The following is a 15981-nucleotide window of genomic DNA, read 5'->3' as shown; positions in this document are numbered from 1 at the left end:
GGTCAGGATTTTGAGTTTTGGCTGACGGTACAAAGCGCCAGAATTGTTTCAATCGAAAGCTTGTGGTGGAGAAGCTGCTTTGCGACCACGCTGGCGTCGGTGTAGCCCCCGGTGGTTGCCATAGACACCGCGTAAGCCCGAACTGCGTCTCGAAGATTCTTCAAGCCTGTCTTGTTGATGATTCTGATGTCCTTATGAGGGGACGCGGCGTGCTCAAACACAGTCTTGGGGTGAACCACGATGGGCGTCATGGTGCAGGTCTTGTCGTATTTCTCGTTGAACCAGACGATTGACCCGTTAAGTTGGTTGGTGTCGCCTTTTGAGATCTTTGGCGCTGAGACAGCACCGCTCTTACACTCGATAACGAAGTAATTGAGACCGCCGAGCGCCCAGAGGTTGTCAGGGCCGCGGCCAATCTCATCCTCAGGTCGCTGTGAGCCAAAGCCCAAAAAGCTTCCCAGCGCAGCCATTGCGGCTTCAAATCGCTTGGAACCTTCTTCACCCCATTCCAAGTCGTCAAGCAGCCCATTGACCCAGATCACGAGGTCATTACCCTCCAGGAACTGGTTCATGAACTCTATCGCCGCCTTAGCTTGACCGATGACCGGTGCGCTGAGCTTGGTATAGGTTGCACCAGCAATAGGCTTCAGCAGGCGCGAATTATGACCCAGAGCTGCTAGCTGGATCTCTTGGGCTCCAGCAGGGTTTGTGAGGTTTGTGTATTCGGCAAGTTGCTGCATTAGGTAACCCTTGAATTTGGGTTCTGCAGTACCGTTGACAGCCTTCTGGGCGTTCGCGGTAGCGACGTCATACCGATCGATTCTGACTGCGTCGAAAGCGGCCCGAAGCATGACCTGGTTGTCGTCAAGATGCCCTCCGATCACTGGGGCTGCATTCACGACCGCATTGCGTCCTGCCCGGACCCATTCGTCATCTTGCTTAAGGCACAAGTCCAATATGGGCTTCAGTTCGTCGATGGGTTTTCCTCGAATCTGGGCAGCGACCTCTTTACCCAGGGCGATCTGCGCACGCGTCGCTGAGGAAAACATTTCCTCAGCGTCAGGCTCATGAAGCCGTTGAGTCAGCCTTCCGCCGAGCAGGAGCACGACGCAATGGTCATCGCTTGATCTGACACCCCGCCCCATCCCTTGCTCGATGCGTTGGACCTGACGTACCAATTGTCGCTTCGTCCCGTCGAGCAACAGCATCTCAAGCCGCTCGCCCAAACCATAGACCTCGGGCAGGCCGTCAATCACGAGCAGCTCGCACGCTTCGCCTGGAAGGTCGATGCCGTCGTACTTGTTGATAAGCACTGTCAGACCGACATGGCCATCCTTCAGCTTCTCCACGCCATTTTGAATGCTGTCTTTGTCCAGAGTCTGGTCGGCCACATTGCCCCAAAACTCAGCTCGCGGCTTAGAAGGGACAATGACCACCACGTTCAAGTCCTCGGCAATTTCCGAGACCAGTTCTTTGATCTGCTCAGCGGTGTAATCAGGGTTGATTTCTTGTGGTGCGAGGATCATTCGATCCCCGATGTCACCGCCGCCTTTGGGTCTGATCGGCTGTGCGACCTCGGTTGCGTCTGCCTTGAAGTGATTGACCAGAATCGTGTCGTCGGCGAGTGTTGCCGTCATGTAAATGCGTCGCTTGGCCGAATCGAATGCTGGAATTCGGTCTATTGGTACGAAGCGCGGTGCAATTTCCAGTCGACCACCGCCGAAGACACATGTGCACAACGGGATGGAGTCACTCAGTAATGGCCAGTTCCACTCCAGCTCTTTGCTGCTGCGGTGAGCATGCAACAACGCGAGGACTTCATCCTCGTGGTCCTGCCATGCCCAGTACGGGACGGTCATCACAACAGACGTATCTTGCGCCTTCACGTCGAGCAGGCCCGACGGTGATTGCGTCTTCAAATCTTCCTCAAACAGCTCTAGCAGGCCGTCATACACCGGGCTGTCGACCTTCGACTTTATGCTGAACTGGTCGTGCACAACGCCCAGGCATGCATGGGCATCGTCAATCACAATGCATCCGATAGGGATCTTGCGTTCGCCAACGCCGAATACCGAACGGCCATTGAACAGCTTATGAACGTTGGCCACCAGAATGGCGCGACCGGCGATGAAGTCTGGATCTTTCTCATCATCAGTTGCTGCAATCCCCAGAGACCCTGCTTCTGCGAGAACCTGCGCCACTAGAAAACTGTCGGGGGTTATGTAGACCGCAGGCTTGATGTTTTCATTGAGCGAGCTTTGAAGACACAGAAGACCGACTACGGTCTTTCCACCACCGGTGTTCATCTTCAGCGTCAGGTCGCGAGCTGCTCTTCGCGCGAACCAAGCGTCTAGGATGTCAGATTGTTCATCCAGAGGGCGTCGGAACCGAGGATCTCGCTTCAACGTGGTGAATATTTTGCGCGGATCAATCTGCTTTGACGCCGTGCCGGCATTGAGTTTGTCGAAATTTAAAACCATGGCCCCTCCTTGGAATACTCATTTTGCCCAGTGAGTATCTATTCAGATGATCGCTGGATCTTGCTGGTTCGCCCTGAGCGTTATCCAGACTTAACCAAGGTTAGCAGCCTGTCAAAAAAGGGTGCGGCGACGAAGCGTCATCTCTGCTTCGGTCCGGCTGCTCTCGCGCTGAGGTTAAAGATATAGGCCTTGCTTATCAAAGTGGCCGCATCCCTTCGTAATTTCTCGACGAAAATGAGGCTTTGTGCGCCTGACATTTGAGTCGTATGATGCTGGCACATTGGATCCATTATTCTAAAGGAGGAGTGATGCAGTCTCAGCATTTAGGCTATCCCCCCTACATTCCCATCATCAAATGGCAGCCTGCCGAGCGACGAGCGCTTGATGAAATCGATGAAGAGATCATTGATGGGTTTTGTCCTTGCATCGAGGTTCGAAACGTTACACAGCATGCGTTGTTTCTCGCGGAGCTTCATCATGCTTGGGAAGGTGCTGCGCTGGTGGATTACGCGAATCCAAACGGGCGACTTACCAAGAACCGGTACAAGGAGTTCGATGCTTTCGTTTCTCTCATCGCAGAGAAGGGGTATCCAATCATCCCGGTAATCGACTCTCGAGACATGCTCGTGCTTCCTGATGCCGTGCTCACCCGGTTGTCCCAATTGAGTTCCTTTGTGGTCCGTCTTCGACTCCAGGATTTGGTATTGAACTCAGACAGCGTGGAGCAGGCCCAGAATGCGTTGAAGGTCTTCGGGCAGAAGAAAGTGAGGGGGCGTTTGTTAGTAGACCTGGGCACCAGTCCTTCTGAATGGCAAGCGCATGAAGTCGAGGCATTCATAGCCGGCCTTCGTGACATGAAGGGCTTTGGATACGAAACGATTCACCTTGCCTCTGGAGCCTATCCACCGGATCTGACGAATGTGCCGGCGAAGGCTGAGTTCGTGCGCCGTGATTGGGGGCTCTGGAACGCAATCAAAGACGCAGGGCCTGACTTGCTCCTGGGCTACTCAGATTACGGCATCCTCTCTCCAGCCTGGACCGAAGAGAAGATGAAGAAAATTGGGAAGAAAGCGACGTTGCGTTACACGCGTGACACGGACTGGTTAATTCTGCGCGCGGATGGGAAAACGCTCCAGGATTCGATTGACCTGTCTGTCATCATGGTGACCACCTATGCGGACAATTTTGAAGGGAAGAAATTTTCCCTAGGTGACAGGATCATTGCTGACCGAGCAGATTCCAGTGTTCCCAGTCACAAAAAACGGTCCCACTGGTATCACATTATGGAGGGGCTGATTCATCACATCGCGATGGTGGTCAAGAAGCAATACTGAACAAGTCTCGAGGTGCGTCTGGCAATGAGCCGCCGCGGCGGTAGAGGCATTTCCGAACGGCCTCTTTGAGCTCATCCAGTCCCATCAGCTCGGACAGCCGGACTTGAAGGTCATGCAGGTTCCTGCTCTTCAATCCTTTCACAAAGCCTATGGTTTCTAGGACGTGCAGGCACTCATCTCTCTTGAGGAGCGTCACAAGCACTTCAACCTCTTGGCGTTTGTTCGGTTTCGCTACTCGGAACTGCTTGAATGCACTGTCTTCGCTTTCCGGAACGAGCAGAATGCCCCACCAATCCGGCAGGATCGGCAAGGCTTTTTTCAGGTGGCGTTCTGTTGTCACAAGCGTCACGCGATCGAAGACGCGTGCGTATCTTGAGCCTTGACCCAAGAGCCGCTTGAGTGAGTCTCCTTCGCTCTTGATTTCATAGCAATGCAGGTCAGACACATCAACGACATCCGCCCTGATCTCGCCGTTACTCAATTTGAGCTCTTCAAGCAGCATGGTCGATGTGCTGCCGTGTGCACCATCCAGGTGCTGGGCCAATGCCCTTTTTATCTCCGCTTCGCGCATTGTCATGTCCTGATGCCGTTGTCCTATCGGACCGCTTCCGAGTGTAAACGAACCTGTTGGCATTGCCCGCATGATACGTACGTTTGAGAATCTATGCAATTATGCTAATTTATACGGATGAAATGCATAAAGCCTATTTCACAAATTCAATCCGAGCTCCGTCAGTTCTTTAGCCAGAATGGCTTCATGACAACGGTAAGCATCGCAAAAGCTAGCGGAATGAACCAATCCCAAGTTCATCGTAATCTCTATGGCAAACGGTGTCGTGTTACGCAAAGCCTGAAGATTCTATGCGATTATGCAAATCTGTCTGTTTATACCGCATCCAATGACCCCCGAGAGTCGGTCGTATTGATGGAAGCGCTGGGGGCAATTTGGGACGGCTCCGATAAGCATGCGAAGCGGCTGGCAAAGCTGTTGTTTGCTCATAGGGACGCTAATTTGTGAAGATGCAGCTTGTTCCAAAGACCGCCAGGAGGAGCCATGGATGAATCGTCGACCCCGGTGACGGTGAAGTCGGCATTCGATCGCCTCAAGGCTGTCGGGTACCCGCGCTCCTTCATCGAAAAACTGCTGCCCGATTGGTGGGACAACAGCCTCTTCAAAACCAGTGCTGGTGCACTTCAGTTTGCGCTGATTCTGAAGCAGCGATTGGGTCTGGATGCCAGTTTTGGTCCTGACGGGGATCTTCAGATCCAGGCCGAGCAGCGCAATGCAAGATTCAAGCGCCGCAGTGACACCAAAGAGATCGAGCTCACGATTGCCACTGGGTTGGGTGTGGCCATCGCAAAACTTGCTCTGTTCTGTGCATCAACGCCTTATCTACCAATCTCCTGCGATCCCCAAGCACTGCATGCCGAAGCTCTGGGTCTAAGCGGCAAGAGCTATCTCGATTTTGAAGGGTTGCTACAGCTCTGCTGGATGCGTGGCATTCCTGTGCTTTTCCTCAAAGAGCTTCCCCGTGCCACTAAACGCATGACGGGCATGGCATTGAGTATTGAGGGTCGGCCTGTCGTGGTGTTGGGCTTCAACCATTCGCAACATGCCCGCCAACTGTTTGTATTGGCACATGAGCTGGGTCATATCGCCCGTGAGCACCTGGGGCGCGATGGCGTTATCGTTGATGAGGAAATAGAAGACGTAAGAGACACGCTGGCCGAGACGGGTAGTCGGCGCAAGGATGCGGAGGAGCGTGAAGCTGATGCTTTTGCGTTGTCGCTGATCCGCAACGGACACCGTGATCCGATTGGAGCTATGGGTAGGTTGGCGTCCGCAGCATCAATCGCGGCAAAGGCGTCAGTGCTGGGGCGGGAGCTCAAAATCGATCCGGATCACTTGATCTTGTCGTATGCCAAGGAGCATAACGACTGGGCTAGGGCGAATCAGGCATTGATTTACAGCCCCTCGAAGATAGGTGCCATCGATCTGCTGTCTCGCTATTTCCATAGCGAGGTGGAATTGGACCGGCTGAGCCCCGAGAATCAGGAATATCTGCTGGCCGTACAGGGTTTCGGCGAATGACCGGACTTGTGTTGTTGGACAGCGACGCCGCCAGGAAGCTATGCCAGTACCAGCTGCTGCCGGAGCTCACCTTAGCTTTGGGCTGTGTGTTGAATGATTTCGCGATCCTTCCTCAACTGAAATTCCAGCTACGGTTGGCCACCCCGGACGCTGCGATCAAGAAGCTGGGGTCGGAGGCCGCATTTGCTCAAGCCAAAAATCTGATTGAGAACGCCCAAGTCGTCGAGATCCGGTTGGAATACCTGAACCGGCTGCTGGTTCTGAATCGCCCGGACATTGAATCCGGAGAGGCTGTGCTTTTTGCGGCTCTTGTGCAGCATCAAGACGCCCGCATGCTTAGCGGTGATAAGCGTGCATTCGTTGCGCTTTCGAAGATTGGAGGCGAGCCGCTGCTGGCGCCGATTTGGATTCGGTGCATTTGCCTGGAGGAGGCGATCTGGTTGATTCTTCACTCGGGACGCTTCGAAGAGATTTCGACCAAGGTGCGTGCTCGCCCTGATGTAGACAGTGCAATTTGTTCGTCTTTTGGTCGGTCAGCAGCTGCGTCCAAGACCTCAGTGATCAATGCGTTATCAAGCTATATGCACGACTTGGTAAAGGAGACCGGGGAAAGGTATGTGCCCTCGGTCGAGAAAGCTTCGGTGGCCCCTGCTGCTAAATTGCACTCCAATTGACCAACCTTTCGCATTCGACTTGAGGTGTCATGTGAAAGGGATTTGAACGATATGCCTACTGACTGCCCTAGTTCACCCTATTTACACTGGCAGAGACTCGTCAGAAGCGGACGGTAATCTCAAGAAATAAATGTGCTCCCTTTTCTCTGCAAGCTTCATTGATCTTGGGCTCGTGGGGGGATGAGCAACTGCTGGAATTGCTAAGCGCAGCGATCTGACGAAGATCAAGTCAGGCAACGACACCACTGTCTTACCGCGAGTGGACGAAGTGCGAACCCTCTCAGACAATTCCCTGGTACTACTCTGTCAGCCAAGGCAGTAATCCCGGGTGATAATCGTCGCATCGCTTGCGAGCCACTGAATAGGCGTAATCGACTTTTTCGTACGTGACCTCAGGTCCCACGGCTTCGAGGTCCTTCACTGTCTTCTCAATCGCAACACGAATTGAGTTGCTGACAGCGCGGTTGGCCAAGCAGCATAGACCTCGAAGCATAGTCTCAATGGCCTTTGGCGCTGTTGCCCATACAAGGTCTTCGGTCGGTTGAAGAAGCCAGCTGAAGTCCAGCTCTTCCCTAGGTCTTTCCAAAGGCTGTTTCCCCTCCATCAGGTACGCCACGTCCCTATCCCATTTTATGGAGTTCATACGACTTGCTAGTGCGTAACGCAGGGCATTTAGTGAGGGCATCGGAGCATCCCGATCGAGGACGATTACCAAGGAGTTCTCGACTGGCGAAGCATTTATCATCACCGCGTTTTCGTGGGTGTCAACAATGACGAACGGAGGTGCGCCACACAATCTGATAGGGACCCTTGCCGGGCATGGCGATACTGTATTGATGACCTGCGTGTTCGGACGATCGATATCCCGAAAAGGCCCACTGATTGTCCCTATGCTGCCTTCCAGCTTCAGCTCCTTACGCACGCGAACATCAGTGATCCAGTACCACCAGCCAGCGAGTTCAATCATCGAGTTTACGTGTGAGAAGTCTGCCAATCGGAATCCACGTGAGAGCCTGAGCGCCTGGCCGGTGTCGAATATCCTATTTCCGAAAATCTCCAGAGCACAATTGACGGATTCGCAATGAAATCCTATGTGATCAACACCACTCAGCTTGACCTGACTCTCGATATCAACGTCCCTTTCAACGACGTCGAAAACGATATCGGGCCCGTTCTCCAGCACCTCCATGTCTGAATCAGGTTTTTCGTCGAAGAAACGCTGTAGTTCCTTACGGAGGGAGCAGAGTTCGGCAAATGCTTTTGAATCCTTTTGTCTGGCCTGCTGTTGAGCAATCTCAAGGAAAAAGACCCTCTCCAACTCGTCCATGACGAAGAGTTCGGACGTTTTATGGTTCGCACTAGGCATATTCTTTTCGCCCTGAAAATCGGAATTCCCATTTTGGGGTGGTTACAGAATGTGCCCGACTTGTAAGGTCTTCTCAACCGGGGCAATTGCGCGACCGGTACCGGACCACGACTAGGAGGTGATCCATGGCAATCCATTCCCCGTTCTACCGCGAGCTGAATCTGGCTCGTGTACAAACCTTGCTCGAACGCGATTACAGCTATGACACGATTGTCCGGGTAATCCGCGACGAGACTGGGGTAACCATGACCCCAACCAAGCTGCGCCACTACATTGAGGTCAATGAGCTTGCTGCAAAACAGATGCTCGTGAGCAGCAAGGCGATGCGATCTCTGGATCTGCAAGGTGAGCCTCAGGAATCGTGAGGGGTGTTCCGTAAGCTCGGTGTTCACTAGTGAATACCTTGGGGGTGCCGCTCCGGCCGCGCGCTTTGGCTGCGTGCAGGTGTCCCCAGTTCTTTCAACCGTCACCGCCCCGGCAAGCAACACATGTGTTTGAAATCGTAAGAACCCAGTAGGCATCGGAAAGGAGGCTTACTGCTCGGGGCGAAAGCGGCCTTAGGTTTTCGTATCCGCATCACGGAGTGCGCTAAGCACCAACATGCCGGCAACCAGTTCGATACTCAATAAATCGCCCGGTACCACCTTCATGTACTCGATAACGTCCTGAGGCAGGTCTATGATGAGATCCCCGCTGCCATCACCTGGATCTTGGCATATTACAGTCCTTTTCAAGGACTCACTCATGAGCGCCATCTCCACTCTAGACTGAATTGCCTAGGAGATATCCTACGCCGACGGATGCGCGACCGTCAGCTTTCGTCGTCAGCCGCCAGTCTGAGACTCTCCTCAAATGAGGTGATCCAATTGGGCGTTTACACGCCGCTTGGGAAGGGTATGTTGAAGCGATTTAATGGAGCGATAGGACTGACGTCATGGATACCCAGCAGAGGCTGCTTCAGTGGAGTGCTTTGTTTCAGATTTCGGACGGCAAATTGGTCTGCCGCGGTTGTTTGGTAGGACAGAGCTTGATGGATGTGGAACAGGCGTTTCCACACGCCGAGCAGTGCCAAAGTCATCATCCGGAAATCCGGTTCCCATGGATAGCGCTCCACGAAATGCTTGATAGCGTTAGAGGCTAGATGATTTCCTGACTCTCGAAGTTTTCAGTTGCAGTGGCGGTTGCTCTCAAAGAATCATGGGAATGGGAGACCGCTTCGGGTTTCAGCCACTCGGAGCATGAAATCTGTCCGTCAAATCCGATACAAATGGCTGGTCCAGTGAATGCGATAAAGCCCTAGCAACAAACTAGAAACGCTCTAAACGATTTGGCCGGGGGAGGGTGCGCATCGCCGCATAGCTCGATCTGCTGATCTGAAAGGCTTTGGTAACCTGTACCCCGATCGGCGATAGAGAAAGCGAGGCTTGCTCCCCCGCGCTCGACCTTGGGGGGCGGAAGAGATTAGATCTGCTGAGATGCTGGAGTATCTGGCACTCAAACCCGGCATCGGAGGTGCTTTGAGTAGCCCAATGGAGAATGCCATCGCCGCATTACGCCACGCCCGGCAGGCCGTATTTTCCACCGGCGCTGGCATCTCTGCCTCCAGCGGTATCCCCACGTTCCTGGAAAAGTTGACCGGTCTTTGGGAGAGCTATGATCCTTAAGCGTTGGAAACGGCCAAAGCCTTCCGACAGAACCCTCCCTTAGTTTGGGGGGTGGTACCTCTGGCGACGGCATCAAGTCAGCAGGGCGTTACCGAACGCGACGCATGATGCGATTGTTCAATTGGCGGGGTCACATCGAACGGTGACTGTAGTTACCCAAAACATTGATGATCTTCATGACCGAGCAGGTTCCGCTGAGGTGATTCATCTGCATAGGGGGCTGCACAAGCGAAAGTGCTTTGCCTGCCATCGCCTTGGTTCACTTGATCCGGCGCAACTGGTGGCTTCCAGTGAGGGACAGTTGATCAAGCCTCCCCGATACAAACGTTGCAACGGCGAACTCCGGCCGGCGCGGTCTGGTTTGGTGAAATGCTGCCGGCGGATGCATGGCGAAGGGCAATGGCAGCTATCAGATCGTGCGATCTTTTGATTTCGGTCGGAGCCTCGGGAGTGGTTCAGCCTGCGGCGAGCATCCCAGCAACCGCACGTCGTGCAGGAGCTGCAATTGTTCACGTCAACAAGGATCCGGTGAACCTGGCAGAGCAGAGCGATATCTCACCTGATTGGTGATGCGACGGCGCTGATTCCGACGCTGGTAGCGTTAGCAGCAGCATAGTAAAAATGACGTCTTCGCGCGGACTGCTCTACGATTTGCCGTTGAAGGGAGGAAACTCCAAGTGCTCATCTAGATGCATTTGCAGCAGCGCTGCTTCGATTTGCCTCGATGTGTCCTTGTCCTCCACGACGGCCCAGCGAAAGGTAATGTTGTGCCCAAGATCCAATAACCTATCGGCTTTTGATCTGATCAGCCGACCATGCGGACCTGATGGGTAGCGATAACTGTAAAGACGCGATCCATCCGAGTCGCCTCCCAGCTGACCTGTTTGGCCAATGTAAAGCACCTGGCTGCTGCCCAACAGGCGTGGAAATCTCTCTCCAAGTATTAGTGCGTACACGGCAGGCGCAGATGAAAAGTGTCGGCGATCGCGCAGGGCGTCCCCCCACGGTGACGTATATGGAAGAGTGGAGATGATGTGCCGAGTGGTTGCCATGGAAGACGTGATACGGGGGTTGGACGGAGTAGGAATATCGCAGTTTGGCACCAGCCTTTCAATGCTGCGCCCGGTGAGGCAAGTGTGAGCCTCTGAGTTGCTGCTTCTCCGTTAGATCCAGGCAGGATCATCAGCGAAAGGGGGGCGGGGCGTAAGCGCCGCGTCCTCCTCGAGAAAATTCAATACTGCCCATCAACTGACAGCCGCTGCTCCTTGGAACGCATCCACATTTGGAGCTTCTTCGTCGCTTGCCAACAGGTTCCAAGTAAACGAGTTGTAGACGTGGAACGAAGGCAACGAGCTCTTGATCTGCCCATCGTCAAACCAATGATGTGCGATCCCTGGAAACATATTGGGGTCAACAGGGTGCTTGGCGTTGGGATTATGAAACATGGAGAGCCCTTCGGCCCAAGTCTCGGTCACGGAACCTTGCTCTATCGTGACGAGAAACGGATCGGGTATCGCCGCGTTGGGGGCGTGACAATGTTTCGTTCCCCACCTGACGATGAGCTGATCGGTACGGCCGAACCCTGCGAGCCGCCCCATGCGGTTGAACTTTGAGATCGTTCCGGACGCCGAGAACAGCACCGCGCTCACATTTTCGGCCCCAGGCTGAAAGAAATAGCCTGATGGGATCGTTTTGCCCTGGTACTCATGAGTCTCGATTTTTTGAGGCTCGATTACCAACTGGTTCTTGTCGTCGAAGCTGGCGTCATGGCTAATGGCGTAGAGATATTCCACCAGCGCGGGGGAAGACCAGGTCATCGATTGGTCTTCGTGAAAGTCAGCGATCGCAAAAACAAGCGAGTGCCCCTGGACATGCTCAAGGTCCCAGTATTTGGTTTTACGATTAAGTTTCGAGTATAGGGCGCTGCCGAAGCGAATCGGAGCGCGTGTCTTCAGCAGCTCCCTCACCTCTTCCACCGATCGCATCGAGGGCAAATCCTCCGTTGGTTTAGGAGGCGGCTCATCACGCGGGGAGGGGCCTACGGTGACTGCTTCAATGAAAACCTTGATCCTGCCATCGGTTACTTCAAAGTCTGGTGCTTCGTGTTCTTTGTTTACAAACAGGCCGAGCTCGAGAAGCGCAGCGTACAGGTACAGCTCCCAAATTCGTGAATCAAACGCAGTAGTTTGGAATTGCTCAACGAAATTGCCGTCAACGTCGACGAAGTGGCGCATCATTTCTTCCATGATGCCACGTGCTGGCAGCCAATGAGGCTGGTGCTTGAGCACTTGGAATGCACGGTGCAGCTTTTCTTCTGGCAGGTTGGTTTCAAACAGGTCGACGCCTGCCTTGTTTGCATGCTCGTCGCCTTGCGGAAATACAGTTTTTCCGCTCGCGATAAGCTTCCTGAATGAGGCAAACAACGCATGCCGTGCGCTTGTTTTGTTCATGCCGAACTCCACCTCGATCCCGCGGAAACGACCCTTAACGTCTCTACCGAGAATCACGAACCCGTGGTCGCGATCTGACCGATCCTGGATCAGTACACCGATCAAGTTTTCTGCCAGGTCAGAAAAGAATTCGAGCTCCAGACCTATGTACTTGGCGTTCGGCGAGCGTGTCCATGCGATGAAGGCGTTGTACCGCTCCGATGTCAGCTTGACGACCCCGCTTTCATCAAACAAAGCTGCTATTCGCTGAGCTCTAGTGCCGCGTCTCTTTGCTTCACCCATATGTTGCCCTCCCTATCCCTGTAAGCCGTATGTCGTTGTGTACTTAGCAAAACGACGGAAGCGGCGTTGGCCGTGAAAAAAAGATTCTTGCGACGGTGCAGGCTTGAACTCGTGCATCTGGGCGTCCGGCCAACCGATGCCGAGCCATCAAGAAACGCGGCCTCACATTTTCTAGACTCGACGAATGGGGAGCCCAACGATTTTTAGAGCCTGAATTTTTTCCGACCATTTCAGAGAATGAGATTGCCAAGCGAGATAGCTCCTGACTTGTGGTGTTGGTTCGCTGATGAATTATCCTGCTCTTGACAGGCGCGAAATCGGTGACTAAACCTCTTCATGGTCACCCATTCTGCTGTAGGAGGATCTTTTACCATGAGCTAAATCACAAGGAATAGTCCGATGAAAGGCGATGCTACGGCAGCTCAAAGAGACAATAACACCCCCTCTGAAGTTATCGTGAATACGCAGGCACGTGTTCCAAACTTCGATCCCACGCTGGGTATTTCCGTTACTCTTGATCCGCTAATAGGAACTTGTACTAATAAGCTAGTTACGATTGGGGATTCCATATCGTCGGGCTTTCAAAGCGGTGCCATACACAATACCCGAATCAGTTGGCCGAAAATTGTCGCAGCCGAGGTCGGTTGTGATATAGGATTTCGATTTCCACTGTTCGACGGATATGGTGGGATCCCGTTGAATATCGAATATCTTCTGCGCGCTTTAGAGCATAAGTTTGGCGCTGAAATCAGCTGGTGGGAATTGCCCGCTGCAGCGTTCGAACTGCGGCATCAGATGGCGTTGATCGAAGATTACTGGGAGCGTGGTGCCGGTGCCAAGCCGAAAGTCACCAGTGCGATCATGCATAACCTTTCGGTTTATGGATGGGATATACGAGATGCCTTGTCTCGGACCGCAACAAATTTGAACGCAGCAATGACCGCGCCGAAGGACGATATTTTCTCCCAAGTTGTCGAGAATGCCAACATCAGGGCAGCTCTCGGAGTTTATTCATCAATGGGTGTCGACGATACGTTGCTAGATGCTGCAAGAAAACTGGGTGAGCAGGGAGCGTTAGACGGCGGCGACGGGAACACAGATGCCCCTGGCATCGAGACATTGGTCATTTTCCTCGGGGCAAATAATGTACTTGGGTCTGTCACACGCCTTAAAGTTAGTTGGAGCGACACGAACTACAATAAGATTGGCAAGGATAAAGACAGTTATACGGTCTGGCGTCCAAGCCACTTTGAATCAGAATACTTGCTCCTGGTAGAAGAGCTGAAAGAAATCAAAGCCAGGCATGTCATCTTGGTAAATGTCCCCCACGTGACCATCGCACCTGTTGCACGTGGTGTTGCGCAGAAAGTTGATCCTAAGTCACGTTACTTTCCATTTTATACCCGTCCCTGGGTTAGCGATTCGCAGTTCAGTGCGAGCGAAGATCCCCATATCACCGAGAATCAGGCGCGAGCCATCGACAGTGCGATTGATCAATACAATGAGGTGATCGCAGGCATCGTGAAAGAGCGTCGGGAAGCCGGCGAAGATTGGTATGTTTTGGATATTGCAGGGATGATGGATCGAGTAGCCGCTCGACGTTATATAAATGATATCTCTGCCCGTCCGGCGTGGTGGACAGAATACGAGCTCCCAGCTGCGCTAAAAAATCTGAATCCCAAGCCTGACTCTCGTTTCTTTTCATCAAACCCGAACGGGCGCATCCAGGGTGGATTGTTCAGCCTGGACGGTATTCATCCGACGACAATCGCGTATGGACTCATTGCCCAGGAAGTCATCAACATCATGCAGTTGGCCAAAGTCCAGTTTTATCACAGCGATGGAGTGACCCCTCGACAAGGCCCTGTACAGGTAGATTTCGATCGCCTGATCAGGCAGGACTCGCTGATCTCTCAACCCCCAGCCACTCTATCCAGCGATCTGAAAACCATCGGATGGCTGGACGAAACCGGTGATTTCTTTGGCAAGTTGAATCCATTCAGTTAGTGGACAGTAATATGGATGAGCCCGTTCTTTCCCCGCCATTCGGGGCTTCGCATTTATTGTCACGGTGCAGCATTTCATCCCGTGATAAGTGGGGGAGGACGGGCGTGATGCTGACAGAGGGGGGACGGTACTACTTCCGAGCTGTCGGTATGTGGCGGGATGCCTGGATACCCTGCGATGCCACTGGATATGACAAATGCTATCTCACTCCGGTCAGGCGATATTTGCGTTGCACGGACCCGGATGCACGTTGGTTCACACTCATTGGCGCTGTTGAAGCGTCATCGGCCTCTCTATTCGTAATAGGCGATGGGGCTCGTTGGCCTGAAGGTTGGGTCGCACCGACGGACGGGCAACTGACTGCATTCGCCAACGATATCGCCGGTTTTTACTGGAATAACTTCCATTCGATCGCGCTCGAAGTCTGGCAATAGGTTTCAGGGAAGGGCAGACGGCGACCGTGAGTATCCGCGAGAGAGGCTCAGGATGAGTTGCGCCGATTGGCTACTAATCCTTTTGATTATCAGCGTTCCTGCTTACTGCTCGGGCGAGCAAGATCGGTCCCCGCAAGATGTTGCGGAGCCGAGAATTCAATTTTTAGGCGTTGGCGGTTGGCTACTTTATTGGCAAGGCGAAGGCTTATTGATAGCGCCCTCTTTCAGCAATCCTGCACTCCTGGGCGTTGAGGGGTATCCCCCTCTTTGGGTGGAACCCAACAAGAGTCGGATCGATCAGTACATGCCATACGCGCAAGATGTCACGCTGCTTTTAGTCGGGCACGGACATTACGACCATTTATTGGATGTCCCTTGGGTCATGAGCAAGCATACGCCGCGTGCAAAACTTTATGGTTCCAATTCGGTGGCGCACATGCTGAAGGCGATGACCGCTCGGCCAGCGAACGGACAGTGGACTTGGGTAGACTCGGGCCGGGTGTTCAGTGTTCAGGAGTGCATGGCCAAGATTCGGCGCAACGGTGGGGATTCGAGCTCAACGCTGCCTGGGGAGTGGGTGTATTCCAGTGGCGGAAAGATCAGGGTCATGCCGATAGAAAGTGAGCATGCAGGCCATATTTTTGGCATTGATCTCGTGCCGGGTGAATACACGAAGGATCTGGAGAAAGTCCCCACTTCCGTATTTGGATGGAAACCTGGTCAGCCCTTGGCGTGGTTGATTGATCTGTTCAACGAGAAGGGGGAGTTGGCGTATCGTATCCATTATCAGGACAGTGCCTCAACCCCTCCCTATGGGTTACCGCCAGGTTTGCAAGACGGGAAGGCAATCGATGTCGAAATCCTCAGTGTGGCATCATGGCAGCAGGTCGAACACTATCCTGATAGGCTGTTGCGATTGACTCAACCGCGGCTCGTGCTGTTAGGGCACTGGGAGAACTTTTTTGGGAATGATCCCTATAAACCCACCCCTCTGCGTTGGCAAAACGAAGCTGCGATGGTCCAGGCTGTTCGCGATAATATCCCCGCTGGTACGGTGATTCGCATGCCGAATCCTTTCGCTCAAATAGCGCTCCCGAAGGCACAACTAGGTTTTGGTAACAACGAATCGTCCAAGGTATCTGGATGTGTCAAAGGTTTGCTGGATTCTAGTTCCCCCTGATGAGAGGGCCTTGGTCCC

At 53.3% G+C, this 15981-nt stretch carries 15 protein-coding genes; 9 read left to right on the top strand and 6 right to left on the bottom strand.

Annotation, left to right across the window (positions count from 1 at the left end; all coding sequences use genetic code 11):
- Positions 1-2 precede the first annotated feature (2 nt).
- Positions 3-2480, bottom strand: coding sequence for a helicase C-terminal domain-containing protein (locus AC3ISG_RS24190; RefSeq protein WP_489298152.1), 2478 nt, complete (start codon positions 2478-2480; stop codon positions 3-5).
- Between the two features lie 308 nt (positions 2481-2788).
- Here AC3ISG_RS24190 and AC3ISG_RS24185 point away from each other — a divergent pair, with 308 nt between their 5' ends.
- Positions 2789-3814, top strand: a complete 1026-nt coding sequence (locus AC3ISG_RS24185) for a beta family protein (RefSeq protein WP_489298151.1) — start codon at positions 2789-2791, stop codon at positions 3812-3814.
- Here the strand turns inward: AC3ISG_RS24185 and AC3ISG_RS24180 are convergent.
- Positions 3798-4385, bottom strand: a complete 588-nt coding sequence (locus AC3ISG_RS24180) for a sce7726 family protein (RefSeq protein ID WP_489298150.1) — start codon at positions 4383-4385, stop codon at positions 3798-3800. The two genes, AC3ISG_RS24185 and AC3ISG_RS24180, sit on opposite strands and share 17 nt — an antisense overlap.
- 483 nt (positions 4386-4868) lie before the next feature.
- Between AC3ISG_RS24180 and AC3ISG_RS24175 the strand changes: the two genes are divergently transcribed.
- Together AC3ISG_RS24175 and AC3ISG_RS24170 are read left to right on the top strand one after the other, a co-directional pair.
- Positions 4869-5906 (top strand): ImmA/IrrE family metallo-endopeptidase, encoded by a 1038-nt coding sequence (locus tag AC3ISG_RS24175; protein ID WP_489298149.1) that lies wholly within the window; start codon positions 4869-4871, stop codon positions 5904-5906.
- Entirely contained in the window at positions 5903-6580 is a 678-nt protein-coding gene (locus AC3ISG_RS24170) for a hypothetical protein (RefSeq protein WP_489298148.1), read from the top strand. Before AC3ISG_RS24175 ends, AC3ISG_RS24170 begins: the two co-directional genes overlap by 4 nt.
- Before the next feature lie 298 nt (positions 6581-6878).
- On the opposite strand, the gene AC3ISG_RS24165 is transcribed toward AC3ISG_RS24170, so the two are convergent.
- Positions 6879-7907 carry a hypothetical protein gene (locus AC3ISG_RS24165; protein ID WP_489298147.1) on the bottom strand — a complete coding sequence of 343 codons (1029 nt, stop codon included), beginning with the start codon at positions 7905-7907 and terminating at the stop codon, positions 6879-6881.
- A 164-nt stretch (positions 7908-8071) separates the two neighbouring features.
- Here AC3ISG_RS24165 and AC3ISG_RS24160 point away from each other — a divergent pair, with 164 nt between their 5' ends.
- Positions 8072-8311 carry a hypothetical protein gene (locus AC3ISG_RS24160; RefSeq protein WP_489298146.1) on the top strand — a complete coding sequence of 80 codons (240 nt, stop codon included), beginning with the start codon at positions 8072-8074 and terminating at the stop codon, positions 8309-8311.
- 192 nt (positions 8312-8503) lie between these two features.
- Here AC3ISG_RS24160 and AC3ISG_RS24155 read toward each other — a convergent pair whose 3' ends face one another.
- Both AC3ISG_RS24155 and AC3ISG_RS24150 read right to left on the bottom strand, forming a co-directional pair.
- Positions 8504-8692, bottom strand: coding sequence for an AbrB/MazE/SpoVT family DNA-binding domain-containing protein (locus AC3ISG_RS24155; protein ID WP_489298145.1), 189 nt, complete (start codon positions 8690-8692; stop codon positions 8504-8506).
- 128 nt (positions 8693-8820) lie between these two features.
- The gene (locus tag AC3ISG_RS24150; RefSeq protein WP_489298144.1) at positions 8821-9027 is read right to left on the bottom strand and encodes a hypothetical protein; all 207 of its coding nucleotides are present in this window, start codon (positions 9025-9027) and stop codon (positions 8821-8823) included.
- A gap of 394 nt (positions 9028-9421) precedes the next feature.
- Between AC3ISG_RS24150 and AC3ISG_RS24145 the strand changes: the two genes are divergently transcribed.
- The 3 genes from AC3ISG_RS24145 to AC3ISG_RS24135 all read left to right on the top strand — a co-directional run bounded on the left by AC3ISG_RS24145 (position 9422) and on the right by AC3ISG_RS24135 (position 10180).
- Positions 9422-9610, top strand: coding sequence for a Sir2 family NAD-dependent protein deacetylase (locus tag AC3ISG_RS24145; RefSeq protein ID WP_489298143.1), 189 nt, complete (start codon positions 9422-9424; stop codon positions 9608-9610).
- 112 nt (positions 9611-9722) lie between these two features.
- Positions 9723-10040, top strand: a complete 318-nt coding sequence (locus AC3ISG_RS24140) for a Sir2 family NAD-dependent protein deacetylase (RefSeq protein ID WP_489299582.1) — start codon at positions 9723-9725, stop codon at positions 10038-10040.
- The gene (locus AC3ISG_RS24135) at positions 9980-10180 is read left to right on the top strand and encodes an NAD-dependent deacetylase (protein ID WP_489298142.1); all 201 of its coding nucleotides are present in this window, start codon (positions 9980-9982) and stop codon (positions 10178-10180) included. Before AC3ISG_RS24140 ends, AC3ISG_RS24135 begins: the two co-directional genes overlap by 61 nt.
- 674 nt (positions 10181-10854) lie before the next feature.
- Here the strand turns inward: AC3ISG_RS24135 and AC3ISG_RS24130 are convergent.
- A complete protein-coding gene (locus AC3ISG_RS24130) occupies positions 10855-12342 on the bottom strand; it encodes a hypothetical protein (protein WP_489298141.1) in 1488 nt (495 codons plus the stop codon).
- A gap of 399 nt (positions 12343-12741) precedes the next feature.
- On the opposite strand from AC3ISG_RS24130, the gene AC3ISG_RS24125 reads away from it, so the two are divergent.
- Positions 12742-14349, top strand: coding sequence for a hypothetical protein (locus tag AC3ISG_RS24125; RefSeq protein WP_489298140.1), 1608 nt, complete (start codon positions 12742-12744; stop codon positions 14347-14349).
- 486 nt (positions 14350-14835) lie between these two features.
- Positions 14836-15963, top strand: coding sequence for a hypothetical protein (locus tag AC3ISG_RS24120; RefSeq protein ID WP_489298139.1), 1128 nt, complete (start codon positions 14836-14838; stop codon positions 15961-15963).
- Positions 15964-15981 lie beyond the last annotated feature (18 nt).

It is taken from the genome of Pseudomonas sp. GL_135 (assembly GCF_057834665.1).
The sequence above is the reverse complement of the archived record's forward strand: the minus strand, read 5'-3'. Positions and strand labels throughout refer to the sequence as shown.